The sequence below is a fragment of the Arthrobacter sp. YD4 genome (assembly GCF_030410515.1).
GTDB lineage: Bacteria > Actinomycetota > Actinomycetes > Actinomycetales > Micrococcaceae > Arthrobacter.
In genome coordinates this window covers 857952-880281 of the sequence record NZ_JAUHHD010000001.1, presented here as the reverse complement: position 1 = coordinate 880281, position 22330 = coordinate 857952, and the positions used below count along the sequence as shown (strand labels likewise).

The 22330-nt window shown below is 70.7% G+C and carries 22 protein-coding genes and 2 riboswitches; of the genes, 17 read left to right on the top strand and 5 right to left on the bottom strand.

What is annotated here, in order from left to right:
- Positions 1-105 precede the first annotated feature (105 nt).
- Genes QWJ39_RS04140 through mnhG form a run of 6 tightly spaced genes read left to right on the top strand, consistent with a single transcriptional unit; the run spans position 106 to position 6441 of the window.
- Positions 106-3060, top strand: a complete 2955-nt coding sequence (locus QWJ39_RS04140) for a Na+/H+ antiporter subunit A (protein WP_290256425.1) — start codon at positions 106-108, stop codon at positions 3058-3060.
- A complete protein-coding gene (locus QWJ39_RS04135; RefSeq protein ID WP_290256424.1) occupies positions 3057-3602 on the top strand; it encodes a Na(+)/H(+) antiporter subunit C in 546 nt (181 codons plus the stop codon). Before QWJ39_RS04140 ends, QWJ39_RS04135 begins: the two co-directional genes overlap by 4 nt.
- Positions 3599-5227: a Na+/H+ antiporter subunit D gene (locus tag QWJ39_RS04130; protein WP_290256423.1), complete on the top strand. Its 1629-nt coding sequence runs from the start codon at positions 3599-3601 to the stop codon at positions 5225-5227. Before QWJ39_RS04135 ends, QWJ39_RS04130 begins: the two co-directional genes overlap by 4 nt.
- The gene (locus QWJ39_RS04125; RefSeq protein WP_290256422.1) at positions 5224-5769 is read left to right on the top strand and encodes a Na+/H+ antiporter subunit E; all 546 of its coding nucleotides are present in this window, start codon (positions 5224-5226) and stop codon (positions 5767-5769) included. Before QWJ39_RS04130 ends, QWJ39_RS04125 begins: the two co-directional genes overlap by 4 nt.
- Positions 5766-6044, top strand: coding sequence for a monovalent cation/H+ antiporter complex subunit F (locus QWJ39_RS04120; RefSeq protein WP_290256421.1), 279 nt, complete (start codon positions 5766-5768; stop codon positions 6042-6044). Before QWJ39_RS04125 ends, QWJ39_RS04120 begins: the two co-directional genes overlap by 4 nt.
- The gene (mnhG, locus tag QWJ39_RS04115) at positions 6034-6441 is read left to right on the top strand and encodes a monovalent cation/H(+) antiporter subunit G (protein WP_290256420.1); all 408 of its coding nucleotides are present in this window, start codon (positions 6034-6036) and stop codon (positions 6439-6441) included. Before QWJ39_RS04120 ends, mnhG begins: the two co-directional genes overlap by 11 nt.
- A 39-nt stretch (positions 6442-6480) precedes the next feature.
- Here mnhG and QWJ39_RS04110 read toward each other — a convergent pair whose 3' ends face one another.
- Positions 6481-6744, bottom strand: a complete 264-nt coding sequence (locus QWJ39_RS04110; protein WP_290256419.1) for a DUF4235 domain-containing protein — start codon at positions 6742-6744, stop codon at positions 6481-6483.
- Between the two features lie 105 nt (positions 6745-6849).
- On the opposite strand from QWJ39_RS04110, the gene QWJ39_RS04105 reads away from it, so the two are divergent.
- The 6 genes from QWJ39_RS04105 to QWJ39_RS04080 all read left to right on the top strand — a co-directional run bounded on the left by QWJ39_RS04105 (position 6850) and on the right by QWJ39_RS04080 (position 13620).
- A complete protein-coding gene (locus tag QWJ39_RS04105; RefSeq protein WP_290256418.1) occupies positions 6850-7572 on the top strand; it encodes a DUF4386 family protein in 723 nt (240 codons plus the stop codon).
- A 26-nt stretch (positions 7573-7598) separates the two neighbouring features.
- Positions 7599-7740: riboswitch (TPP riboswitch) on the top strand.
- A 67-nt stretch (positions 7741-7807) separates the two neighbouring features.
- Complete coding sequence (locus tag QWJ39_RS04100; RefSeq protein ID WP_290256417.1) at positions 7808-8440, top strand: ECF transporter S component; 633 nt, start codon at positions 7808-7810, stop codon at positions 8438-8440.
- A gap of 11 nt (positions 8441-8451) precedes the next feature.
- Positions 8452-10011, top strand: a complete 1560-nt coding sequence (locus QWJ39_RS04095) for an ABC transporter ATP-binding protein (RefSeq protein ID WP_290256416.1) — start codon at positions 8452-8454, stop codon at positions 10009-10011.
- Entirely contained in the window at positions 10008-10811 is an 804-nt protein-coding gene (locus QWJ39_RS04090; RefSeq protein ID WP_290256415.1) for an energy-coupling factor transporter transmembrane component T, read from the top strand. Before QWJ39_RS04095 ends, QWJ39_RS04090 begins: the two co-directional genes overlap by 4 nt.
- Before the next feature lie 113 nt (positions 10812-10924).
- A complete protein-coding gene (locus tag QWJ39_RS04085) occupies positions 10925-12448 on the top strand; it encodes a UDP-N-acetylglucosamine 1-carboxyvinyltransferase (RefSeq protein WP_290256414.1) in 1524 nt (507 codons plus the stop codon).
- 23 nt (positions 12449-12471) lie between these two features.
- The gene (locus tag QWJ39_RS04080; RefSeq protein WP_290256413.1) at positions 12472-13620 is read left to right on the top strand and encodes a glutamate--cysteine ligase; all 1149 of its coding nucleotides are present in this window, start codon (positions 12472-12474) and stop codon (positions 13618-13620) included.
- Between the two features lie 28 nt (positions 13621-13648).
- Here QWJ39_RS04080 and QWJ39_RS04075 read toward each other — a convergent pair whose 3' ends face one another.
- The 3 genes from QWJ39_RS04075 to QWJ39_RS04065 are packed head-to-tail and all read right to left on the bottom strand — an operon-like array spanning position 13649 to position 15503.
- Complete coding sequence (locus QWJ39_RS04075; protein ID WP_290256412.1) at positions 13649-14860, bottom strand: O-succinylhomoserine sulfhydrylase; 1212 nt, start codon at positions 14858-14860, stop codon at positions 13649-13651.
- A complete protein-coding gene (locus QWJ39_RS04070) occupies positions 14857-15264 on the bottom strand; it encodes a rhodanese-like domain-containing protein (RefSeq protein WP_290256411.1) in 408 nt (135 codons plus the stop codon). Before QWJ39_RS04070 ends, QWJ39_RS04075 begins: the two co-directional genes overlap by 4 nt.
- Positions 15261-15503: a DUF1737 domain-containing protein gene (locus QWJ39_RS04065; RefSeq protein WP_290256492.1), complete on the bottom strand. Its 243-nt coding sequence runs from the start codon at positions 15501-15503 to the stop codon at positions 15261-15263. The genes QWJ39_RS04070 and QWJ39_RS04065 overlap by 4 nt, the downstream gene beginning before the upstream one ends.
- Before the next feature lie 103 nt (positions 15504-15606).
- A riboswitch (SAM riboswitch) is annotated at positions 15607-15719 on the bottom strand.
- A gap of 466 nt (positions 15720-16185) precedes the next feature.
- Here QWJ39_RS04065 and QWJ39_RS04060 point away from each other — a divergent pair.
- The 5 genes from QWJ39_RS04060 to QWJ39_RS04040 all read left to right on the top strand — a co-directional run bounded on the left by QWJ39_RS04060 (position 16186) and on the right by QWJ39_RS04040 (position 21312).
- On the top strand, positions 16186-17091 hold the full coding sequence (locus tag QWJ39_RS04060) for a PIG-L deacetylase family protein (RefSeq protein WP_290256410.1): 906 nt from the start codon (positions 16186-16188) through the stop codon (positions 17089-17091).
- Positions 17088-18032, top strand: coding sequence for an ATP-grasp domain-containing protein (locus QWJ39_RS04055; protein ID WP_290256409.1), 945 nt, complete (start codon positions 17088-17090; stop codon positions 18030-18032). Before QWJ39_RS04060 ends, QWJ39_RS04055 begins: the two co-directional genes overlap by 4 nt.
- Positions 18019-19314 carry a glycosyltransferase family 2 protein gene (locus QWJ39_RS04050; RefSeq protein WP_290256408.1) on the top strand — a complete coding sequence of 432 codons (1296 nt, stop codon included), beginning with the start codon at positions 18019-18021 and terminating at the stop codon, positions 19312-19314. The genes QWJ39_RS04055 and QWJ39_RS04050 overlap by 14 nt, the downstream gene beginning before the upstream one ends.
- Positions 19311-20390 (top strand): hypothetical protein, encoded by a 1080-nt coding sequence (locus tag QWJ39_RS04045; RefSeq protein WP_290256407.1) that lies wholly within the window; start codon positions 19311-19313, stop codon positions 20388-20390. Before QWJ39_RS04050 ends, QWJ39_RS04045 begins: the two co-directional genes overlap by 4 nt.
- 142 nt (positions 20391-20532) lie before the next feature.
- On the top strand, positions 20533-21312 hold the full coding sequence (locus QWJ39_RS04040) for a hypothetical protein (protein WP_290256406.1): 780 nt from the start codon (positions 20533-20535) through the stop codon (positions 21310-21312).
- Positions 21313-21336: 24 nt separating this feature from the next.
- On the opposite strand, the gene QWJ39_RS04035 is transcribed toward QWJ39_RS04040, so the two are convergent.
- A complete protein-coding gene (locus QWJ39_RS04035; protein ID WP_290256405.1) occupies positions 21337-22287 on the bottom strand; it encodes an aminodeoxychorismate lyase in 951 nt (316 codons plus the stop codon).
- Positions 22288-22330: the final 43 nt, after the last annotated feature.

Here is a 22330-nt window from a genome sequence, read left to right as displayed (position 1 = left end):
AAAGAATTTGTACACGCTTGGTAAACTGTTCGGACTGAACCTAACCACATGCGCCGCCTGCTCCAACTTTTTGATAACCGAATTCCTGACGTTGCGGAGATACCAGTGATCACAGTCCTAGCCGTGCACTTCGCTGTGGCTCTTGTGGCGCCGTTTCTCTTCCGCCGGGTTGGCAGGAATGCGTTCTACGCACTGGCGGCGGTCCCCGCGGGCTCGTTCCTCTGGCTGATCCTGCAGCACGACGCCGTGTACGCGGCCCCGGACGCCCCCGCCCTGCTGGTCCCCTGGATTCCCGACCTCGGCCTGGAGCTGGCCTTCCGGATGGATGCCCTGGCCTGGGTGATGTCCCTGCTGATCCTGGGCGTCGGGGCGCTGGTCCTGGTCTACTGCGCCCGGTACTTCAAGAACAAGGACAGCAACCTGGGCGGCTTCGGGGCGCAGCTGCTGGCCTTCGCCGGGGCGATGTTCGGGCTGGTCACCGCGGACGACCTGCTGCTCATGTTCATCTTCTGGGAGCTCACCACCGTCCTGTCCTACCTGCTGATCGGCTACGCCCGGACCCGCCTGGCCGCCCGCCGCTCCGCGCTGCAGGCCCTGATCGTCACCACCGCCGGCGGCCTGGCCATGCTGGTGGGCCTGATCATGCTCGGATCCTTCGCCGGCACGTACCGGATCTCGGCCCTGCTGCAGCAGGCACCGGAGCTGGTGACCGGCCCGGCCGCGCCGGTGGTGGCCACCGCCGTCGTGCTGGTGCTGGTAGGGGCCATCACCAAGTCGGCGCTGGTGCCGTTCCACTTCTGGCTGCCGGGCGCCATGGCGGCCCCCACCCCGGTCAGCGCGTACCTGCACGCCGCGGCGATGGTGAAGGCCGGCATCTACCTGGTGGCACGGCTGGCGCCCGGGTTCGCCGGGACGGACACTTGGCTGCCGGTGGTGCTGGGCCTGGGTCTGGCCACCATGCTGGTGGGCGGCTACCGGGCGCTGCGCCAGACGGACATCAAACTCATCCTCGCCTACGGCACCGTCAGCCAGCTCGGCTTCCTGAGCATGGTGGTGGGCCTCGGGCAGCCCGACGCCGCCCTGGCCGGGATCGCCCTGCTGCTGGCCCACGGGCTCTTCAAGGCCACCCTGTTCCTGGTGGTCGGCATCATCGACCACCAGGCCGGCACCCGCGACATCCGCAAGCTTTCCGGCGTGTTCCAGTCCTCCCGGGCGCTCGGCGTCGTGGCCGTGATCGGCGCCGCCTCGATGGCCGGGGTGCCCCCGCTGGCCGGGTTCGTGGCCAAGGAATCCGTCTTCGAGGCCTTCGTGCACCACGCCGGGACCGGGCCCTGGGGCGTGGTGGTCCTGGCCGGCGTCGTGGTCGGGTCGATCCTGACCTTTGCCTACAGCGCGCGCTTCCTCTGGGGCGCGTTCGCGGTCAAGGACGGCGTCCCGGTGACCCGTTTCAAGGCCATCAAGCCCGCCTTCCTGGCCGCCCCCGCGGTCCTGGCCTTCCTCACGGTGGCCTACGGCCTGTGGCCCGCGCCGGTGGACGGCTGGATCCAGCCGTACGCCGCGCTGTTCGCCGGCGAGGACGCCGCCGACGCCGGGCACCTCGCCCTCTGGCACGGAATCACGCCGGCGCTGGGCCTGACCGCCGTGACCTTCGCCCTCGGACTGGCGATGTACTACGGCCGGGGTGCCGTCGCCCGCGCCCAGGAGCTGGTCCCCGGCTGGATCAACGGCGACCGCGCCTACCAGCAGACCATCGGCGCGCTCGACGACGCCGCCGTATGGGTCACCGGCCGCACCCAGCGCGGTTCGCTCTACTTCTACCTGGCCGTCATCCTCAGCGTCGCCTTCCTGCTCCCGCTGACCGCCATCCTGCTCGCGGGCAAGCCGCTCCCGGCGGACCTCTACGTCATCGACCCGGGGTCCCCGCTGCAACTGGTGGCCGGAGCCGGCATCGTGGTCGGCGCCCTCGCCGCGGTCCGCGCCAACAAGCGGTTCCTGGCCGTCCTGATGGTCTCCGTCACCGGCTACGGCATCGCCCTGATGTTCGCGCTGCAGGGCGCCCCGGACCTCGCACTGACCCAGATGCTGGTGGAAACCATCATCCTGGTGGCGTTCGTGCTGGCCATGCGCAGCCTCCCGGCCGAACTCCGGGACCGCACCGGCGGCCGGTACCGCGTGGTCAGGATCATCATCGGCGCCGGCTTCGGCCTGACCATGATCTTCGTGGCGATCTACGCCCTCGGCGCCCGGGTCGCGACGCCGGTCTCGCTGGACTTCCCGCGGCTGGCCTACGACGGCGGCGGCGGGCTCAACGTCGTCAACGTCACCCTGGTGGACATCCGGGCCTGGGACACCTTCGGCGAGATCTCCGTGCTGGCCCTTGCCGCCACCGGCGTCGCCAGCCTCATCTTCGTCCGCGGCCGTGGCGACCGGATCCGGTCCTCCGGGTCGGTCGACGAGGGCACGGTGGGCCGCCTGGCCGCCCCCGCGCACAGCCGCGACGGCGCCGCGCTGGCCCTGAGCCGCCGGTTCGCGGCGTCCACCAAGGACGCCTGGCTGGTGGCCGGCCGGACCCTCGCCCCCGAGCGGCGTTCCATCATCTTCGAGGTGGTGACCCGCCTGGTGTTCCACTCGATGATCGTCTTCTCGATCTACCTGCTGCTGGCCGGGCACAACCTGCCCGGCGGCGGCTTCGCCGGCGGCCTGATGGCCGGGCTGGCGCTGACCATGCGCTACCTGGCCGGCGGCCGGTTCGAGCTGCGCGAGGCCGCGCCGCTTAGCGCCGGCGCGCTGCTGGGTATCGGCCTGGCGACGGCGGCCGTGTCCGGGGTGGCGCCGCTGCTCCTGGGCGGCGAGGTCTTCCAAAGCGCCATCGTCCAGCTCTGGCTCCCGGTCTTCGGTGACATCAAGTTCGTCACCTCCACCATCTTCGACATCGGCGTCTACATCGTCGTCGTCGGCCTGGCCCTGGACGTGCTCCGCAGCCTCGGCGCCGAAATCGACGAACACTTCGAAGAGCAGTCGGACGCGGCCGCCGGAACCACCCCCGGGGGGAATGCATGAGCGTCAACCTGACCCTGCTGACCGTAATGGGGGTGCTGTACGCCTGCGGCATCTACCTGCTCCTGGAGCGCAGCCTCACCCGGGTACTGCTGGGCCTGATGCTGCTGGCGAACGCCACCAACCTGCTCATCCTCACCACGGGCGGCTACGCCGGCCTGGCCCCGCTATTCGCCAAGGACACCGATCCCGGCGCCTACAGCGACCCGCTGCCGCAGGCGCTGATCCTGACCTCGATCGTGATCTCCTTCGCCGTGACCGCGTTCATGCTCGGCATCATCTACCGCACCTGGGTGCTGGCCCGGCAGGATGAGATCCAGGACGACGCCGAGGACCTCCGCGTCGCCGAGACGCCCAGCTTCGACGCCGAGGACGACGCCGTCATCCCCGAGGAAACCTCCGAATTCCCGTTGCCCGCCGTCGAGCCCGACGCCGGCGGGACCATCCTGGCCGGCGCCCGGCAGATGCCGGCCGGCGAAGCCGCGGCCGAGGAACGGCCCGGCTCCCGCACCACCGCCCCGAACCAGGAAGGAGGGTCCGAGTGAACATCGCCAGCTTTGCCCCGCTCGCCGTCGTCCTCCCCATCCTGGGCGCCGCCCTGACCTTCCTGCTGATCCGGCACTCCCGGGCGCAGCGGACGGTCAGCATCGCGCTGCTCTCCTTGACCCTGCTGCTTGAGTGCTGGCTGCTGGCCTCCGTCTGGGAGGGCGGCACGGCGGCGGTGAGCATCGGCGGCTGGCTGCCGCCGTGGGGGATCGTGCTGGTGGTGGACCAGTTCTCCTCGCTGATGCTGGTGGTCTCCTCCGCCGTGAGCCTGGCCGTGCTGGTCTATGCGACCGGGCAGGGTATGGCCGACGGCGACAGCGATGCCCCGGTCTCGATCTTCCACCCCACCTACCTGATCCTGGTGGCCGGGGTGTCCAACGCCTTCCTCTCCGGAGACTTGTTCAACCTCTACGTGGGCTTCGAGATCCTGCTGACGGCCAGCTACGTGCTGATGACCCTCGGCGGCACCGGCCCCCGGATCCGCGCCGGCGTGACCTATGTGGTGGTCTCCGTGGTCTCCTCGGTGCTGTTCCTGATCGCCATCGCGATGATCTACGGCGCCACCGGCACCATCAACATGGCGGACCTGGCCATGAAGCTGGGGGACCTGGACCAGGGCACCCGGAACCTGCTGCACGTGCTGCTGCTCGTGGCGTTCGGGATCAAGGCCGCCGTCTTCCCGCTCTCCTTCTGGCTGCCGGACTCCTACCCGACCGCCCCCGCCCCGGTCACGGCGGTGTTCGCCGGCCTGCTCACCAAGGTGGGCGTCTACGCGATCGTCCGCACCGAGACGCTGCTCTTCCCCGGCGACACCTTCAACCAGCCGCTGATGGTGGTGGCGCTGCTGACCATGGTGGTGGGGATCCTGGGCGCGCTCGCGCAAAGCGACATCAAACGTTTGCTCTCCTTCACCCTGGTCAGCCACATCGGCTATATGGTGTTCGGGCTGGCGATGTCCTCGGTGGCCGGCCTGGGCGCCGCGGTGTTCTACGTGGCGCACCACATCACCATCCAGACCAGCCTCTTCCTGGTCACCGGGCTGATTGAACGCCGCGCCGGCAGCTCCTCCGTGGACCGGGTGGCCGGCCTGGCCAAGCTCTCCCCGCTGCTGGCCGTGCTGTTCTTCATCCCGGCCATGAACCTCGCCGGGATCCCGCCGCTCTCCGGCTTCCTGGGCAAACTCGGCCTGCTGCAGGCCGGCGTGCTGCTCGGCACCCCGCTGGCGTACGCGCTGGTGGCCGGCGGCGTCCTGACCAGCCTGCTGACCCTGCTGGCCATCGCCCGCGTCTGGAACCGTGCATTCTGGCGCAAGCCCGAGGACGCCGAGCACCCGGACCCGGTGCTGCTCGCCGCCCCGGGCGGTGAGTCCCAGGGAACCGGCGGCGCCGGGACATCCTCCGCACGCCACACGGTGAGCCTGCTGCCGCGCACCATGGTCGGTTCCACTCTGGCGCTGGTCATCCTCGGCGTGGCCCTGACCGTGTTCGCCGGGCCGCTGTTCCGCCTCTCCGGCCAGTCCGCGGCCGAGATGCTGGACCGGTCCTCCTACATCCACGCGGTCCTCGGCGACGAGGTCACGGTCCCGGCCCCGCCGCAGCCCGTGGCCCAGGGAGGCGGCAAATGACCCGCAAACGCATCTCGCTGCGCCAGGAACTGCCGCTGCTGGTCTGGCTGGTGATTGTCTGGGGCGCCCTCTGGCAGGACTTCAGCGCCGGCAACCTGCTCTTCGGGGCGCTGATCGCTGTGTTCGTGGCCCGGTTGTTCTACCTGCCGCCGGTGGAATTGGGCGGACGGTTCAACGTGCTGCGCGCCGTCCCCTTTGGCCTGGTGTTCCTCGGCAAGGTGGTCGCGGCGAGCTTCCAGCTGCTCTACCTCGCCGTGGTGCGCGGGCCCCGGGTGGTCAGCGCCATCGTCGCGGTCCCGCTCCGCAGCCACTCGGATCTCCTGGTCACCGCCACCGGCCACGTCATCTCGCTGATTCCGGGCTCCCTGGTCGTGGAGGTGGACAGGGGTACGTCCACGCTCTATATCCACGGCATCAACGTCCGCGACGCCGAGGACGCCGCCAGGCTCCGCAAGGACGTCCGGGACACTGAGGCCGGCCTGATCCGGATCATGGGCTCCCCGGAGGAAGTTTCCGCCCTCAAACAGGAGGCAGCCGCATGATGCCGATCGTCCTGGCCGTGACCGCCGTGATTCTGTCCCTCGCGGCGGGCGGCGCCATCATCCGGATCGCCCGAGGGCCTTCGCTGCTGGACCGCGTGCTCGCCACCGACGTGCTGCTGGCCATCCTTGGCGCCGCGCTGTGCATCGACATGGCCGTCAACCGGCACCTGAACAACCTGATGCTGCTGGTGGCGATCTCGATCATCGGCTTCGTCGGGTCCGTGACCGTGGCCCGCTTCGTAGCCGACCGCAGGAGGCACCCCCATGAATCCTGAGACCTTCTCCGGGGATACTGTGATCGACGCCGTGTCCGCCGTGTTCATGGTGGTGGGTGCGCTGATGTCCCTCGGTGCCGCGATCGGCCTGCTCCGCTTCCCGGACCTGATGAGCCGGATGCACGCCGCCACCAAGCCGCAGGTCCTGGGCCTGTTCCTGCTGCTGTGCGCCGTGGGCCTGCAGATGCGTACCTGGTGGGTGTGGCCGGTGCTGGTGGTTGCGTGGATCTTCCAGCTGCTGACGGTCCCGGTCTCCGCGCATATGGTGGGCCGCGCCGGCTACCGCACCAAGCACCTCCACCCGGAGTTGCTGAGCGCGGATGAGCTCGAAGCGGTGGTGCAGCAGGCCGCCGGGGAACGCGGCTTCAACGTGGACGGGGAGCCCCGCCGGGACTGATGCCCGGGGGACTCCCCGTCGGAGTGTGGTGCTGGGCGCCTAGACGATGTCTTGGGTCTTGGCGAAGCGGGTGATGGCCCGCTGCGTGCCGCGGTTGGCGAGGACCTGGATGACGGCGCTCACCGAGGCCGAGATCAGTGCGAAGGTCAGGGCCTGGCGCAGCGTGGTGGGGACGTCGTCGTCGTGGCCCTTCGGCGGCTTGTTGCCGGTGGTCTTCTCCCAGACGGTGTCCACGAGCTTGGTGCCGACGAGACCGGCGACCAGGCTGATGCCGGTGCCGAGCAGTTTGATGACAATGTTCATTTCGTGCTCCTTGCGGGTGGAAACAGGACTGCCCCTAGCCTACTGGCACACCGGTCCGGGGCGGACGCCCCTGTCCGCCGCGCGCCGCCTGGCCTACCGTCGGGCATGGACAGAGACCGGAGCGCACCCTGGGCGCCGTTCCAACTGGCGGCCGGCTGCTGCTCGATCGCGTTCGTGGTGCTGCTGGTGCTGGCCCTTGTGCTGGACTTCATCGCGCCGCCGCCGGTCGACGGGGCCGTGCCGACGCTTGAGTTCATCGCCCGCAACAAGCCCGTCTACGTCGCCGAGCAGCTGCTCTGGACGGTCCCCAACATCCTGGCGGTGCCCGTCTTCGCCGCGCTGTTCCTGGCGTGCGCTCCGGCCGCAGAGGGCCTGGCACGGGGCCTGGCGCTGGGCGGCGCCCTGGTGGGCGGGCTGTCCTGGGCGCTGATCATTGCCATTCCGGTCACCAGCCGGGGCTCCCTGGTGCTGGTCTCCCTCAGCGACCGGTACGCCGGGGCGGACGACGACGCCGCGCGGCAGCGGATCAGCGCCGCCGCCGAGGCGGTGATCGCCGAGAACAACACACCCGCCGTCGCCGGGGTGCTTTCCGCGGCGGGCATCCTCCTCATGTCCGTGGCCATGGTGCGGGCAGGGCTCTCCCGGGCGGTGGGCTGGCTGGGCATCGGCGCCGGTGCCCTGGGGCTGCTCGCGGAGGCGCTGCGGTACCTCGTCCCGGCGCTCTACGGCGGCTACGGCCTCCTGATGTGGGCGTGGTTCATGGCGGCCGGGATCGTGCTGATCCGGCTCGGCAGGGAGGGGAGGCGGGCCCCGGCGGCGCGGGTGTAAACTGGGCCAGCCCACACGGGCGACATTCATAACGACAGGGGAGCGCCGCCGTCGGACCCTTCCGGAGGAATCCGGGAACCGTAGGTGGGCGCTGAGAGTGCGGACAGCCGCAGACCCTCGAACCTGATCCGGTTAGTACCGGCGCAAGGGAGTCGAGTTCTCAGGGTGTCCGGAACACGCGGCAGCGGCCGCCGTGGCCGGAATACCCTCCCCTCCTGTACCTCAGGAGGACGACATGACCGATATTTCCACCCCCCGCACCACAGCGGCCGGCAAAAAGAGCTGGCGCGTGGTCGACATTGTCCTGGCGGCGCTGATCGCGATTGCCGGCGGCGTCATCTTCTGGGCCTGGGACCAGGGCTCCAACGTGGTGTCCGTCCCGCTCACCGCCGTCTACCCGCCCCTGACCGGCCTCTACGCCGGCGGCTGGATGATCCCCGCGGTCCTCGGCATGCTGGTGGTCCGCAAGCCCGGCGCCGCGCTGTTCTGCGAGGCCGTCGCCGCCACCGGCGAGCTGATCATGGGCTCCCAGTACGGCACCACCGTGCTGATCTCGGGCATCCTGCAGGGCCTCGGCGCGGAGCTGGTCTTCGCCGCCTTCCGCTACAGCAAGTTCAACCTCCCGGTCTCCCTGCTCGCCGGCGCCGGCGCGGGCCTCTTCTGCGGCCTGAACGACTGCTTCCTGCCCTGGGGCTGGAACATCGCCTTCGAGGCCGGGGACAAGGCCGCCTACATCGTCTTCTGCGCCATCTCCGGTGCCGTGATCGCCGGCGGCCTGGCTTGGATCGCCACCCGCGGCCTGGCCCGGACCGGGGTGCTGGCCTCCTTCGCCTCCCGCAAGGCGGCCACCGAACCCGTCTTCTCCTGACACCCGCGCGCATGAACGCCGACGACGTCCGCCCCGCCGCGGTCACCGCCCGCGGTTGGGGCTGGCGGCACGCCGGACGGTCCCGGCCCGCCATCAGCGGACTGGACCTGGACATCAGCCCGGGCGAACGCGTCCTGCTGCTGGGACCTTCCGGCGCCGGTAAGTCGACCCTGCTGCACGCCCTGGCCGGGGTGCTCGGCGAGGGCGGCGGCGCGGACGCGGACGCCGACGACGCCGACGAGACCGGCAGCCTGCTCATCGACGGGGCCCCACCCCGGGACCGCCGCGGACGCGCCGGGCTGGTGCAGCAGGACCCGGAGACCCAGGTGGTGCTTTCCCGGGTGGGTGACGACGTCGCGTTCGGGGCGGAGAACCTCGCCGTCCCGCCCGCGGAGATCTGGGCCCGGGTAGGGGAGGCGCTCGACGACGTCGGGCTCGGATCCCTGCCCCTGGGCCACCCGACGTCTGCCCTCTCCGGCGGGCAGAAGCAGCGGCTGGCCCTGGCCGGCATCCTCGCGATGCGGCCCGGGCTCCTGCTGCTGGACGAACCCACCGCGAACCTCGACCCCGCCGGTGTGCTGGAGGTCCGCGACGCCGTGGGCCGCTGCCTGGACCGGACCGGCGCCACCCTGGTGGTGGTGGAACACCGGGTTTCCGTGTGGAAGGACCTGGTGGACCGGATCGTGGTGCTGCAGCCCGGCAGCGCGGGCGAATCCGCCGTACTGCTGGACGGGCCGCCGGACCGGGTGCTGGCCGAGGCGCGGGAGATGCTGATCGCCGCCGGGGTCTGGGTCCCGGGCCACGTGCCGGCCACCCGCGCCCGGAGCGCCGGCGACACCGGGCAGGGTCCGGAACCCGGCTTCGAAGCGGGCCGGCTGTTGCTGGCCGCAGAGTCCCTGGCCGTGTCCCGCGACCGTCCCCGCCGGGGCGGCCTGCGGACCCGCTTGCGCGCCGTGCCGCCCGTGCCGGTGCAGGAGGGTATCGCCGCGCAGGTCCGTGCGGGGCGCGCGCTCACCATCACCGGGCCCAACGGCGCCGGGAAATCGACCTTCGCCCTGACCCTCGCCGGGCTGCTGGCCCCGGTGGCCGGGACCGTGTCCGCTACCACCGACCTCAGCGCCGGCGCGGGCATCGACCCCTATGCCTGGAAGGCGCAGCAGCTGATCCCGCGGATCGGCACGGTCTTCCAGGAACCCGAACACCAGTTCGTCACCGGCCGGGTGCTGGACGAGCTGACCTTCGGGCCGCGGCAGCTCGGACGCGGCGCGGACCGGGTGGACGAACTGCTGGAGCGGCTGCGGCTGCGGGACCTGGTGGACGCCAACCCGTACACCCTCTCCGGCGGCGAGAAACGGCGCCTGTCCGTGGCCACCGTGCTGGCCGCTCACCCCCAGGTCCTGGTCCTGGACGAACCCACCTTCGGCCAGGACGCCAACACCTGGGCCGAGCTGGCCTCCTTCCTCTCCGAACTCCTGGACGCCGGCACCGCCGTTGTCTCCGTGACCCACGACGCCGAGTTCAGCGACGTCCTCGGCGGCGACGAACTCAAGCTGCAGGGGGCTGCGGCATGAGGGAGGCCCTGACCCTGGAGGGAAACCGCGCCGTGCTGGCCCGCGCCAACCCGCTGGCCAAGTTCTCCGGCGTCGTGCTGGTCACCGTGGCGCTGGCCCTGTCCATCGACTGGGTCTCCGCGTCCGTGGCGCTGGTCTTCGAGGTGCTGCTCTTCCCGCTGGCCGGGCTCACCCCCGCCCTGCTCTGGCGCCGCGGCTGGCCGTTGATCCTGGCCGCTGCCCTGGGCGGCTGGAGCACCGCCATCCTCGCCCCGGACCGGGGCCGGATCCTGCTGGACGTGGGGATCTGGTCCATCAGCGAGGGATCACTCCAGCTGGGCCTCGGCTTCCTGCTCCGCGGCCTCGCGATCGCGCTGCCGGCCGTGCTGCTCATGAGCTGCACCGACCCCACAGACCTGGCCGACGCCCTCGCGCAGCAGGCGAAGCTGCCGCACCGGTTCGTGCTGGGCACGCTCGCCGCGATGCGGCTGGTGGGACTCATGGCGGAGGAATGGCAGACCATCGGGATGGCCCGGCGGGCCCGCGGCGTGGGCTCGCACGGCAGCCCTGCGCAGCGGGCCCGGGCCATGCTGGGGCAAAGCTTCGGGTTGCTGGTCCAGGCCGTCCGGCGGGCCTCGCGGCTGGCGGTAACCATGGAGGCGCGCGGCTTCGGCGGTGCCCGGCGGACCTGGGCCCGGCAGGCGCGCTTCACCGGGCTGGACGTGTGGGTGGTCCTGGGGGGCGTGGTGATCGCGGCGTCCGCGGTAGCCGCCGCCGTCGCCGCGGGAACCTGGAACATGGTGTTCCTCGGCCAGCAGTGACCGCGATGTATCGCACCGCCCGATTATCGCACCAGCCGACTAGGGGTGTGACGCTACGCGCTTTTGGGTGCATCCGGAGGCGGACGGTAGCTCATCTGTGATATTTCTTGGGTATGACGCTTCCCACTGCAGAACACCTCGGCACGGTCCTCAAGGACGCACGCGGCGAAAAGGGCTGGACCCAGGGCAAGCTTGCCGCAGAGCTTGGCACCAGCCAGAGCGCCGTCGCCCGGATGGAACAGGGCAAGCAGAACCTGAGCCTGAAGATGATCCAGCGCCTTGAGTCCATCTTCGGCCGCACCATCGTCAAGGTGGGCCGGCCCCAGATGACCCACCTGCGCGTGGAGGGCGGCCACACCCTCTCCGGCGCCGTGGACGTCAACAGCAGCAAGAACGCCGGCGTCGCCCTGCTCTGCGCCAGCCTGATCAACCGCGGCACCACGGTACTGCGCCGGCTGGCCCGGATCGAGGAGGTCAACCGGATCGTCGAGGTGCTGACCAGCATCGGCGTCGAGTGCACCTGGCTGAACGCCACCGACCTGCAGATCCGCCGCCCCGCCGTCCTGGACCTCGACGGCATGGACGTCGACGCCGCCCGCCGCACCCGCAGCGTCATCATGCTGCTGGGCCCGCTGCTGGACGAGTCCGCCGAGTACCGGCTCCCCTACGCCGGCGGCTGCGACCTGGGCACCCGGACCGTGGAGCCGCACATGCAGGCGCTGCGCCAGTTCGGCCTCCGCGTGGAGGCCACCTCCGGCTTCTACACCGTCCAGGCGCCGCCCGCCGACGGCGAGAACCGCTCCTTCGTCCTCAGCGAGCGGGGCGACACGGTCACCGAGAACGCCATCATGGCTGCCGCCCACCGCCGCGGCACCACGGTCATCCGCAATGCCAGCCCCAACTACATGGTCCAGGACCTCTGCTTCTATCTGCAGCGCCTGGGTGTGGTGATCGACGGCGTCGGGACCACCACGCTGAAGATCGTCGGCCGGCCCGCGGTGGACATGGACATCGAATACTTCCCCTCCGAGGACCCGATCGAGGCGATGAGCCTGATCACGGCCGGCATCGTGACCAACTCCGAGGTCACCATCCGCCGCGTGCCGATCGAGTTCATGGAGATCGAACTGGCCACGCTGGAGCAGATGGGCCAGCGGCTGGAGGTCTCCGCCGAATACGTGGCGCGCAACGGCCGGACTCGGCTGGTGGATGTCACCACCCGGCCCTCCGAGCTGAAGGCACCCGAGGACAAGATCCACCCCATGCCGTTCCCGGGCCTGAACATCGACAACCTGCCGTTCTTCGCCGTGATCGCCGCCAACGCGCAGGGCCAGACCATGATCCACGACTGGGTCTACGAGAACCGCGCCATCTACCTGACCGAGCTGAACCGGCTGGGCGCGCAGGTGCAGTTGCTGGACCCGCACCGGATCTACGTCAACGGCCCCAGCAAGTGGCGCGCCGCCGAGGTGGGGTGCCCGCCGGCCCTCCGCCCTGCCGCCTGCCTGCTGCTGGCCATGCTGGCCGCCCGGGGCGTGTCCGAGCTGCGCAACATCTACGTGATCGAGCGCGGGTACGAGGATCTGGCCGAGCGGCTGAACACCATCGGCGCGAAGATCGAGTACTTCCAGGACTAAAGACCCCCGGCGCACAATGGGGTATGCGCACCTTCGGCGTCGAAGAGGAACTGCTGATCGTGGACCCCGTCAGCGGGGTGCCGCTGGCGCTCGCGGACGCCATGCTGCGCGGGCTCGTCCGGGACCCGGACACGGGCGACGGCCATTCCGGCTTCAGTTTCGAGCTCAAGCTCGAACAGATCGAGACCCAGACGCTGCCGTGCCGGGAGCATGACGCCCTGCTGCGGCAGATTCGCCGGGCCCGCCGGACCGCCGACGACGCCGCTCGGGTCCACGGCGCCCGGGTCGCGGCGCTGGCCACCTCGCCGCTGGCCGCCCCCACCCACACCACCCCCAAACTGCGCTACGCCACGATGCAGCGGCGGTTCGGCCTCACCGTCCAGGAACAGCTCACCTGCGGGCTGCACGTCCACGCCGCCATCGACTCGCCCGAGGAGGGGGTGGCGGTGATGGACCGGATCCGGGACAAGCTGGCGGTGCTGATCGCCCTCAGCGCCAACTCCCCGTACTGGAACGGGATGGAAACGGGGTTCGAGAGCTACCGCACCCAGGCCTGGAACCGCTGGCCCGCTGCCGGTCCGACGATGGTCTTCGGCAGCCACGCGGCCTACCGCAGGGTGGTGTCGCGGCTGCTGGACAGCGGCGTGCTCTTCGATGAGGGCATGGTGTACTTCGACGCGCGGCTGGCCCGGAACCATCCCACCGTGGAGATCCGGGTGGCGGACGTGTGCCTGCGCGCGGAGGACGCGGCGCTGCTGGCGGTGCTGGTGCGGGCGCTGGTGGAGACCGCCTCGCGCGAGTGGTACGACGGCGTGGACCCGGCGCCGGTGCCGACGGTGCTCCTGCGGATGGCGGCCTGGCAGGCGAGCAACTGCGGGCTGTCCTCCGAGCTGCTGGACTTCGGGACTTTCCGGCCCCGCCCCGCGGCCGAGGTGGTGAACGCCCTGGTGGACTACCTCGCCCCGGTCCTGTCGGACCAGGGCGAGCTCGGCCTGGTGCGCGCCGGGGTGGCCAGGATCCTGGCGGAGGGCACCGGGGCGGAGCTACAGCGCCGTGCCGGCCTCGGCGCCGTCGTCGGCGAGGCGGTGCGGACCACGGTCGGCGGGGACGTGCCCGACGCCGGCACCGCTACCGGGCCGCTTCCGGCGCTGGCGCCCGTCCGCCGCTTCTAGGCGGTACGTTCCAGGCCGCCGCCGGGGATTACTGGATCTGCGCCAGCGCCTGACAGAGGTCCCGGATCAGGTCCTCCGGGTCCTCCAGCCCGACGGAGAGCCGCACCACGCCGTCGCTCAACCCGATAGCGGCCCGTCCCTCCGGACCCATGGCCCGGTGCGTGGTGGTGGCCGGGTGCGTAATCAGAGACTTCGAGTCGCCAAGGTTGTTGGAGATGTCGATGATCCGCAGGCCGTCCAGCAGCGCGAAAGCGGCGTCCTTGGCGGACCGGCCGGCCGGGGGCGCCAGCTCGAAGGTCAGCACGGTCCCGCCGGACTTCATTTGCTTGGCGGCCAGCTCATGCTGCGGGTGGGAGGCCAGGAGCGGGTACTTCACCCAGGTCACGGCCTGCTGCGCCTCGAGCCACTCTGCCAGCCGCAACGCCGAGGCGGAGGCGTGGTTGACCCGCAGCGACATGGTTTCCAGGCCCTTGGTCAGCACCCAGGCGTTGAAGGCGGACAGCGCGGGTCCGGTGTGGCGCATCAGTTGCCGGACCGGGCCCTCGATGAACTCCTTGCTGCCCAGGATCGCGCCGCCCAGCACCCGGCCCTGGCCGTCAATGTGCTTTGTGCCGGAGTAGACCACCACGTCCGCGCCGAAGTCCGTGCAGCGCTGCAGCAGCGGGGTGGCGAAGACGTTGTCCACCACCACGGTGGCGCCGGCGGCGTGCGCCAGCCCGCTCACGGCGGCGATGTCCACGATCTCCTGCATCGGGTTCGACGGCGACTCGAAGAACACGGCGGTGGCCGGCGTCGAGAGCGCGTCACGCCACTGGTCGAGGTCCGGGCCGTCGACGAAGACGGTCTCCACGCCCCAGCGCGGCAGGATCTCGTTCAGGATCACGAAGCAGGACCCGAACAGTGACCGGGCGGCGACCACCCGGTCACCGGCCCCAAGCAGCGCGCCGAGAGCGGTGAACACCGCGGACATGCCCGACGCCGTCGCGAAGCACGCCTCGGTGCCTTCGAGCAGGCGGAGCCGCTCCTGGAAGGTGGCCACCGAGGGGTTGCCGTAGCGGGAGTAGACGAACCGCTCGTCCTCTCCGGTGAAGGCCCGCTCCGCGGCGGCGGCGGATTCGTAGACGAAGCCGGAGTTGAGGAAGATCGGCTCGGTTGTTTCCTGGAAGCCGGTCCGGTCCAGGCCGCCACGGACGGCCTGGGTGTCCGGGCTCCAGTCCGCGGCCTCGGGATTGAAACTCATGCGGTGCGGGTCCCGTCGGTCGGCAGGCCCACGTTCTTCCAGCCGTTGACGCGGCGGACGCCGGCCTCATCCAGCTGGCCCTCGAAGCCGTCCAGCACGTTGTAGACGGTGAATCCCGCCGCCGTCGCAGCCCCTGCCGCCGCGACGGAGCGGGCCCCGGACCGGCAGAGGAAGAGCAGCTCGGCGTCGGCCGGGACGCGCTGCCGGAGCTCGTCCAGGAAGCCCTCGTTCGGCACGCCGCCGGCCCGGGTCCACTCGATGAACACCGGCTCCGCGGCCGCCCCGCCGGTCAACGGGACGCCGATCTGGGCCCACTCGGCCCGGGTGCGGACGTCCACCAGCACCGCGCCGGACTGCAGCCGTTCCCAGGCCGCCTGCGGGGTCAGGTCCCCGGCGTAGCTCATGCCCTCGCCTGCCCTTCGGATTCCAGACGGTCGGATTCCAGGCCGTCGACGGCGCGGGCCACCGCGGCGTCCGCCTCCGCGACGGCGGCCGGCAGCACCAGTGCCTGCGCCACGATCACCGAGGTGCCGTTGAACGTTGCGGCCGGGCTGCCGTGCAGCACATACCCCTCGGCAAGTGCAGCCGAGATCCGCTCGCAGAAGCTGCGGTCGTCGGGGCCGGTCAGCAGCCGGTAGGCCAGCCGCTCCGCGGGCGCTGCGGCCTGCGCGGGAGGGTTGGCCGGGGTGCCGGCTCCGGGGGTGGGGACTGGGGGCGGGGTCGCGTCGGACACGACAAACTCCTTACGTTCACGCTTGCAGCTCGAATGGTCGATTGCCGAGTAGTCACCTGAGGCACCCCGCCGCAAAAGGAGGGTTGCCGACCGGCCAGTCAGGGCTTGGCACCGGTTCTCATTACTCTGCAAAAAACCTAACACCCCGGGGCCCGTGCCCGCGCGTCGGCCCCGTCATGTTCGGTCACGGGAGGCCGCCCGCCGTAGGCCGACCGAGTATCGCGCCGGTCCCGATCGAGTACAAAAAGCCGGTTCCGTCCGCGGTGGCCGAATGCTTTTCGGGTATTGCCTACTCGGGTTTTCCGATAGGGGCGTCACGTTTACTGAAGTGGCAGTCCAAGGTCTCAGCTGGGTCTCCACATACCGCATACGCCTTTCCAGCACCCGCTGCGCGGCCGCTTCCGGCCGTATGCGCAGTGCCGCTGGCGCATGGGTTTTGACGTCTCCGCCGGGATACCGCGGACCGGTTCTTTGACAAGCAATCCTTCCCTCCAGAACCCGGCAGCCTCTGCCGGGCGGGTTGCAGATCCATCATTTTGTCCGGCGCAGCACTGGGGGCGGCCGGCACCTCGAAGAAGAACTGGAAAGATTCATGGTCTCGATTTACGTCTTGATAATCGTCTTGCTGATTGCGCTGCTGGTCGCAGCGGCGGTGGGGAAATCCTGGTTCCACCGCCGCCTGCGCCGTCCCGAACTTCTGCGCCGGATTTCCCTCGCCACCGGCGCGGTGCTGCTGCTGGCCAACGTCGCCGCCTTTGCCCTGGACGCCTCCGAGTTCTGGCAGACCGCTGACCTGACCGCCACCCTGGGCGGACTCACCGCCCTCGCCATCGCGCTGACCGCCCTGCGCACCGGTGGAAGCCCGGCCCGGCAGCCCCGCCGGGTGCTGGCCATCGGCGCCCACCCGGACGACCTGGAGCTGGCCTGCGGCGGAACGCTCGCCAAGTTCGTCGACTCCGGCCACGAGGTGCAGGGGCTGGTGATGAGCGACGGCAAGCGCGGCGGCAACGCCCTGGAGCGGTCGCTGGACGCCCAGCGCGGCGCCACGTTCATGGGCCTGACCGGCATGATCCATCACAACTTCACGGACACCGAGTTGCACCGCCACAGCCAGGAAATGGTGGGCGCCATCGAGCACGCGATCGTGCGCTTCAACCCGGACATCATCCTCACCCACTCCAACCACGACCAGCACCAAGACCACCAGGCGGTGCACCAGGCCACCCTGCGGGCCGCGCGGCAGCACCACTCGATCCTTTGCTACGAGAGCCCCTCCGCCACCCGGGAATTCAATCCCAGCGTCTTCGTGGACATTGACGACTACGTCGACGCCAAGGTCCAGGCGGTGAAGATGCACAGCGACCAGCTCGCCAAGCCGTACATGACGCCCGAACGGGTCCGCGGCATCGCCTCCTTCCGCGGCGGCCAGGCCCGCCGCCGGGTGGCCGAGGCCTATGAACCCGTCCGCCTGCTGAGCACCGAAATGGAGAAGCTGTGAAGCCGCGCGTGCTGGTCACCGGCGTCGGCGGCCCCGCCGGCCGTGCCCTCGCCACGCAACTGACCGAACGAGGCATCCCGGTCCTCGGCACGGACATCCGCGACCTGCCCGAAGTCTCCGGGGTGCCGGTGGTCCGGGTACCCGCGGCCACGGATCCCGAGCTGGTGTCCGCGCTGCGCCGGCTGGTCGGCGCCGAGGGCATCAACCTCGTGATCCCCACGGTCAGTGAGGAACTGCCCCGCCTGGCCGCCTTCCGGGCCGGCTTTGGCCCGGACGTCCGCGTCATCATCGGGCCGCCCGGCGCCGTCGCGCTCGCCGATGACAAGCTCTACACCGCGTGGCAGCTGCATTCCGCCGGCGTTCCGGTTCCCGCCTTCGGGGTACCCCGGGACTTCCGCTGCGCGGAGGAAGCCCTTGAGCTCCTGGGCGGACCCGTCGTCATCAAGCCCCGGGTGTCCCGCGGGGGCCGCGGCGTGACGGTGGTCCGGAGCGGCTCCGACGTCGACTGGGCCGGACTTCCCGGCGGCCTGATCGTCCAGGAATTCATCCCAGGCACCGAGTACGGGCCAATGGTCTTCGGAACCCCGGCGCACAACACCACACCGCCGTTCGCCGTCGTCGTGGAGAAAACCGCGCTCGCGCAGGGCGAGGTCGGCAACGCCCTTAGCACCCGCCGGGTGGAGGCGGGGGAGGCGAACGACGTCGGCAACCTGGCGATGAACGCCGTCCGTGCCCTGTCCCTCACCGGGCCGGTGGACCTCGACGTCCGGCGCCGGGCCGACGGCACCCCGGTGGTGCTCGAAATCAATGCCCGATTCGGGGCGAACAGCCAGCGCGCGCCGGAACTGCTCGACGCCGTCCTCGCCTCGTTCTCCCTCCCGGCCTTCAACCCGGCGTCATTCCGGCAGACGAGGGGAGCGTTCGCCCATGCCCTGGTATGAGAATCTCCTGGCCGGGCTGATGCCCGGCGCCCAGCTGCTGCTGGTGGTGCTCGGCATTCCGGTGCTGGTCTTCGGCCTCCTGAAGCTGCTGGTCCTGCCCTTGGCCCTCTGGTTCCAGGTGCAGGTGACCCGCCGCCGCCGCACCGGCCAGGGGACCCTGCTGAACGAGTGGCCGACCGTCTCGATCATCGTCCCGGCCTATAACGAGGCCACCGTGATCGAGAACTGCGTCCGCTCCATCCAGCTCACCACCTATGACCGGTACGAGGTGGTCCTGGTGGACGACGGGTCCACGGACAACACCCTGGAACTGATGCACGAGCTCGCCGCCGGGGACCCGAGGATCACGGTCCTGACCCAGGAGAACGCCGGTAAGGGCGCCGCGCTGAACCGCGGCCTGAACTACTCGACCGGCGAGGTCCTGATGTTCGTCGACGCCGACGGCATCTTCTCCCGCAGCACGGTCAAGCGGATGCTCCAGGGCTTCACGGACCGCCGGGTGGGCGCCGTCTGCGGCGACGACCGGCCGGTCAACCTCAACCGCGTCCAGACCCGGATGCTCGCGTTCATCAGCCACGTGGGTACCGGCCTGGTCCGGCGGGCACTGACGGTGATCGGCTGCCTGCCGATCGTCTCCGGCAACATCGGCGCGTTCCCGCGCTCGGTCCTGGCCGACGTCGGACCGTTCCGTGAGGACACCGTGGGGGAGGACCTGGAGCTGACCTGGCGGGTGCACCGGGCAGGGTACAACGTGGTGTTCGCGCCGAAGGCCCTGGTCTACGCCGAGTCGCCGTCCACGGTCCACGCCCTCTGGCGGCAGCGGGTCCGGTGGGCCCGCGGGCTGCTGCAGACCATGCGGGTGCACAAGGACATGATCGGAAACCTGCGGCGCGGCCGGTTCGGCGCCTACCTGCTGTTCAATACCGTGACCATGGTGGCGCTGCCGGTCCTGCAGCTGGCCCTGCTGTTGGACCTGCTGCTGCTGGTGGCCGGCGGCCGGAGCCCGCTGGGCGCCGACGCGTGGGCGGTCCTGGGCTGGCTGGGGCTGGTGGTGACGGCGGTCCTGACCCTGTTCGGGCTCTCCCTCAACCGGGCGTGGCCGGACCTGCGGCACGCCTGGACCCTGCCGCTGGTCCCCTTCTACTCCGTGTTCACCGGCCTGACCATGGCGGCGGCGCTGCTGCAGGAGACCCGCGGCAAGCAGGCGCACTGGAACAAGCTGAAGCGCACCGGAGTGGTCAGCGTCCCGACGGCGGCGGCTGTCACCGAGGTCAGGGTGTGAGGCTGCTGGCCGCAACGCTGGCCATGGCACTGCTGGCCCTGTCGGGCTGCTCGAAGCCGGTGCCTCCCCGGGCGGAGGCGCCGGCGCCGGAGCGCACTGTGGGCGTCGGCTACGAAACCGTGGTCGAGGACCCCGGCGGCCTCCCGGCCCTGGCCAAGCGACTCGACGAGGTCAACGCCAACAGCGTCACCATCAGCGTGGGCCGGCTGGACTGGACGGCGTTCCGGTGGGACAAACACCCCGAGATTGAAGCCGCGGGCGGCCGGGACCACGTGGCGGAGGCCATCAAGGCCCTGGGCACCGCGGGCAACGGCAGCAAACGCCGGGTCACGCTCACCATCGACCTGCTGATCCCGGGCTGGATCGCCAAGAACCAGGGCCTGGCCGGAATCAACCTCGACGGCACCCGGTCCAAGGACTTCGCCAGCGTCACCGCCCTGACCACCGGACCCGTGGGCCAGCGGCTGGTGGACTTCGTGGACGAAGTGACCCGCCGCTACCACCCCGACGCCGTGGCGCTGACCGAGCTGATGTTCGACGACAACACCTACGGCGGGGACGACCGCGACTCCTACCTGCGCGCCACCGGCGCGAAGGACTGGCCGCGGACGGCCGACGGCGGGATCGACACCGGGGACGCCAGCATCGGCGCCTGGCGGTCCCAGGCCCTCGCCTCCGTGGTGGCCAAGGCCGCTGCCGCCGCGCACGCCAACGGCGCCAGCCTGGACATGGACGTCCGGGCGCCGTGGCAGGACCCGGCGGGGGACCGGCCGGAAAGCGGGCACGACTACGCCCTGCTGGCCAAGGCGGCGGACCGGCTGGTGCTCTGGAACTACTTCGCGCTCAACGGCAAGGGCCCGGACTACTCGCGGGAACTGGCCGCGGCCATGGCGGCGAGGCCCGGACGATTCGTCATCTCCACCGGGATGTGGGCCCGCTCCGGGACCGTGTCCGCCGCGGACCTGGAGACCGCGCTCGCCGACTCGGTGGCCGGTGGCGCGGACGCCGTCGCGGTCACCCCCTCGAGCATGCTGGACGACGCCGCGTGGGGGGCCCTGCGCAAGGCGTGGGCATGACACCGGCCGCGGGCTGTCCTGGCGGCCGGCAATGTCGTAGGCTCGCGCACAACACGCACCTCTCCACGCTCATCCACAACGTTGGCATCCGCACCGCACTTATTGGCACCGCACGTATCCGCACAATCCTTTGGGGGACAACATGACCACGCACCGCCTCGTACCTTCCGCACTGATCATCGCCGCGGGCCTGGCCCTGGCCGGGTGCTCCGGCGGCGGTTCCTCCGCCGCCCCCTCCACTGGCGCTCAGTCCACCGGCTCCGCGGAAACGACGGCGGCCGGATCCCAGGCAACGTCAGCCGCCTCGTCGTCGGCGCCCAGCCCCAGCGCCAGCCCCAAGGCCTACACCACCGCTGAACTCGGCACCATCCTGGCCGGCCTGAAGGACCGGGAGGGCCACCCCCTGACGGCTGTCCCGGCGGACCAGCTGGAGACGGGCATCGCGGCGGCCAAACAGATGATCTCCGCGGCCGTCATCACACCGCAGGAATGCGCCGCCCTGGTGGACACCAGCGGCCAGATCCCGGCCGGCAGCACCTACACCGGCGGCGTGGCGAAGTCCTCCTCCGGCCAGGCGATGACCACCGTGACCCTGGTGTCCGTCTCGGACCCGTCCGTGCTGTCCAAGGGGGCCGCAGCCGCGAAGGACAACGCCGGCAAGTGCGCCAACTACACCATCGAATTGCAGGGCAAGAAGATCACCGGCAAGACGGAGGTCCTTCCCGTCGAGACCGGCGGGGACGCCTCCTTCGGGTCCCTGACAACGCAGGGACTGCCGGACGGGCAGGCCACCCAGACCGCCGTCGTCACCGGCATCAAGGGTTCCCTGTCCGTCTCCGCCGTGGCGATCGGCCAGGGCGTGGGTGCGGAGTCGGCCGCCACCCTGGCGAAGATCGTCAGCGACGCCCTGGCCCAGGGCTAAGCGGGAACGCGGACGCCCCGGCAGCTACTGGACGGTGGCGAACAGTTCGTTCAGTTCGGCGGTCAGCTGGCGGCGGACGTCGGCGGTGCCGATCTCCTTGCCGTCGATGTGGTTGACCGGCGCCAGCAGCCGGATGCTGGAGATCAGCCACACGGCGTCGGCGTCGTAGAGGTCCTCCGGTACCAGCGGGCCGTAGCCCAGCTCCCAGCCGGCGGCCTTCGCGGCGGCGAACAGGGCGCCCTGCGAGGTGCCGGGGAGGATGCCGCTGTCCAGCTGCGGGGTGATCAGGCGACGTACAGTTCGGGTCCCCCCGTCGCCGTCGTCCGCGGTTTCCAGGTGCGCCAGCAGCACGGTCGACGTCGGGCCCTCCAGCACCCGGCCGTCGGAGGACGTGAAGATGACGTCGTCGGCGCCCTGGTGGTGCGCGTAACGCAATGCGGCCATGTTCACCGCGTAGGAGAGCGTCTTCGCGCCGAGCAGCAGCCACGGCGCGCGCTCGCCCACCTCGCTGTCATAGCCGCGGTCCAGCAGGATCACGTCGATGCCGCTCTCGCGCTGCTCGCGGCCGGCCGCGGGCGGGGTGGAGGCCTGCACCCAGCAGGTCGGAAGGGCGGAGCCCTCGACGCCGCGGGTCGCGATCAGCTTTACCACCACCTCGTCGTCGCCGTCCTCGGGGGCACCCGCACGGAACTCCCGGAGCGCCGTCGCGATGGCCTTCCGCCAGGCGTCCTCCGCCGGAATATCCAGCTCCAGCGTCCGCGCCGAACCGGCCAGTCGGGCCAGGTGCCGCGGCAGTTTGCGGGGCTGGCCGCCCACGGCCAGGAGGGATTCGAAGATGCCGTCGCCGCGGGTGGCTCCCTGGTCCGTGGCCATCAACTGGGGCTTGGAGGAGTCGGCGACGCGGCCGTCCTCGAAAGCGGGATCGAGGAAGACCAGCACCGTGGCGTTGGCGGGAGCGGAGGCGGACGTAGTCATGGCTTCAGCTTAGTGCGGCGCGCCGGGATAGGATTTGGAAATT

Coding starts and splice junctions, on each gene's coding strand:
- QWJ39_RS04105 (WP_290256418.1), top strand. CDS start 6,850: ATGGACAGAGACCGGAGCGCACCCTGGGCGCCGTTCCAACTGGCGGCC.
- QWJ39_RS04135 (WP_290256424.1), top strand. CDS start 3,057: ATGAGCGTCAACCTGACCCTGCTGACCGTAATGGGGGTGCTGTACGCC.
- QWJ39_RS04050 (WP_290256408.1), top strand. CDS start 18,019: ATGCCCTGGTATGAGAATCTCCTGGCCGGGCTGATGCCCGGCGCCCAG.
- QWJ39_RS04125 (WP_290256422.1), top strand. CDS start 5,224: ATGACCCGCAAACGCATCTCGCTGCGCCAGGAACTGCCGCTGCTGGTC.
- QWJ39_RS04070 (WP_290256411.1), bottom strand. CDS start 15,264: ATGAGCTACGCCGGGGACCTGACCCCGCAGGCGGCCTGGGAACGGCTG.
- QWJ39_RS04120 (WP_290256421.1), top strand. CDS start 5,766: ATGATGCCGATCGTCCTGGCCGTGACCGCCGTGATTCTGTCCCTCGCG.
- QWJ39_RS04040 (WP_290256406.1), top strand. CDS start 20,533: ATGACCACGCACCGCCTCGTACCTTCCGCACTGATCATCGCCGCGGGC.
- QWJ39_RS04085 (WP_290256414.1), top strand. CDS start 10,925: ATGACGCTTCCCACTGCAGAACACCTCGGCACGGTCCTCAAGGACGCA.
- QWJ39_RS04110 (WP_290256419.1), bottom strand. CDS start 6,744: ATGAACATTGTCATCAAACTGCTCGGCACCGGCATCAGCCTGGTCGCC.
- QWJ39_RS04080 (WP_290256413.1), top strand. CDS start 12,472: ATGCGCACCTTCGGCGTCGAAGAGGAACTGCTGATCGTGGACCCCGTC.
- QWJ39_RS04095 (WP_290256416.1), top strand. CDS start 8,452: ATGAACGCCGACGACGTCCGCCCCGCCGCGGTCACCGCCCGCGGTTGG.
- QWJ39_RS04090 (WP_290256415.1), top strand. CDS start 10,008: ATGAGGGAGGCCCTGACCCTGGAGGGAAACCGCGCCGTGCTGGCCCGC.
- QWJ39_RS04060 (WP_290256410.1), top strand. CDS start 16,186: ATGGTCTCGATTTACGTCTTGATAATCGTCTTGCTGATTGCGCTGCTG.
- mnhG (WP_290256420.1), top strand. CDS start 6,034: ATGAATCCTGAGACCTTCTCCGGGGATACTGTGATCGACGCCGTGTCC.
- QWJ39_RS04075 (WP_290256412.1), bottom strand. CDS start 14,860: ATGAGTTTCAATCCCGAGGCCGCGGACTGGAGCCCGGACACCCAGGCC.
- QWJ39_RS04100 (WP_290256417.1), top strand. CDS start 7,808: ATGACCGATATTTCCACCCCCCGCACCACAGCGGCCGGCAAAAAGAGC.
- QWJ39_RS04035 (WP_290256405.1), bottom strand. CDS start 22,287: ATGACTACGTCCGCCTCCGCTCCCGCCAACGCCACGGTGCTGGTCTTC.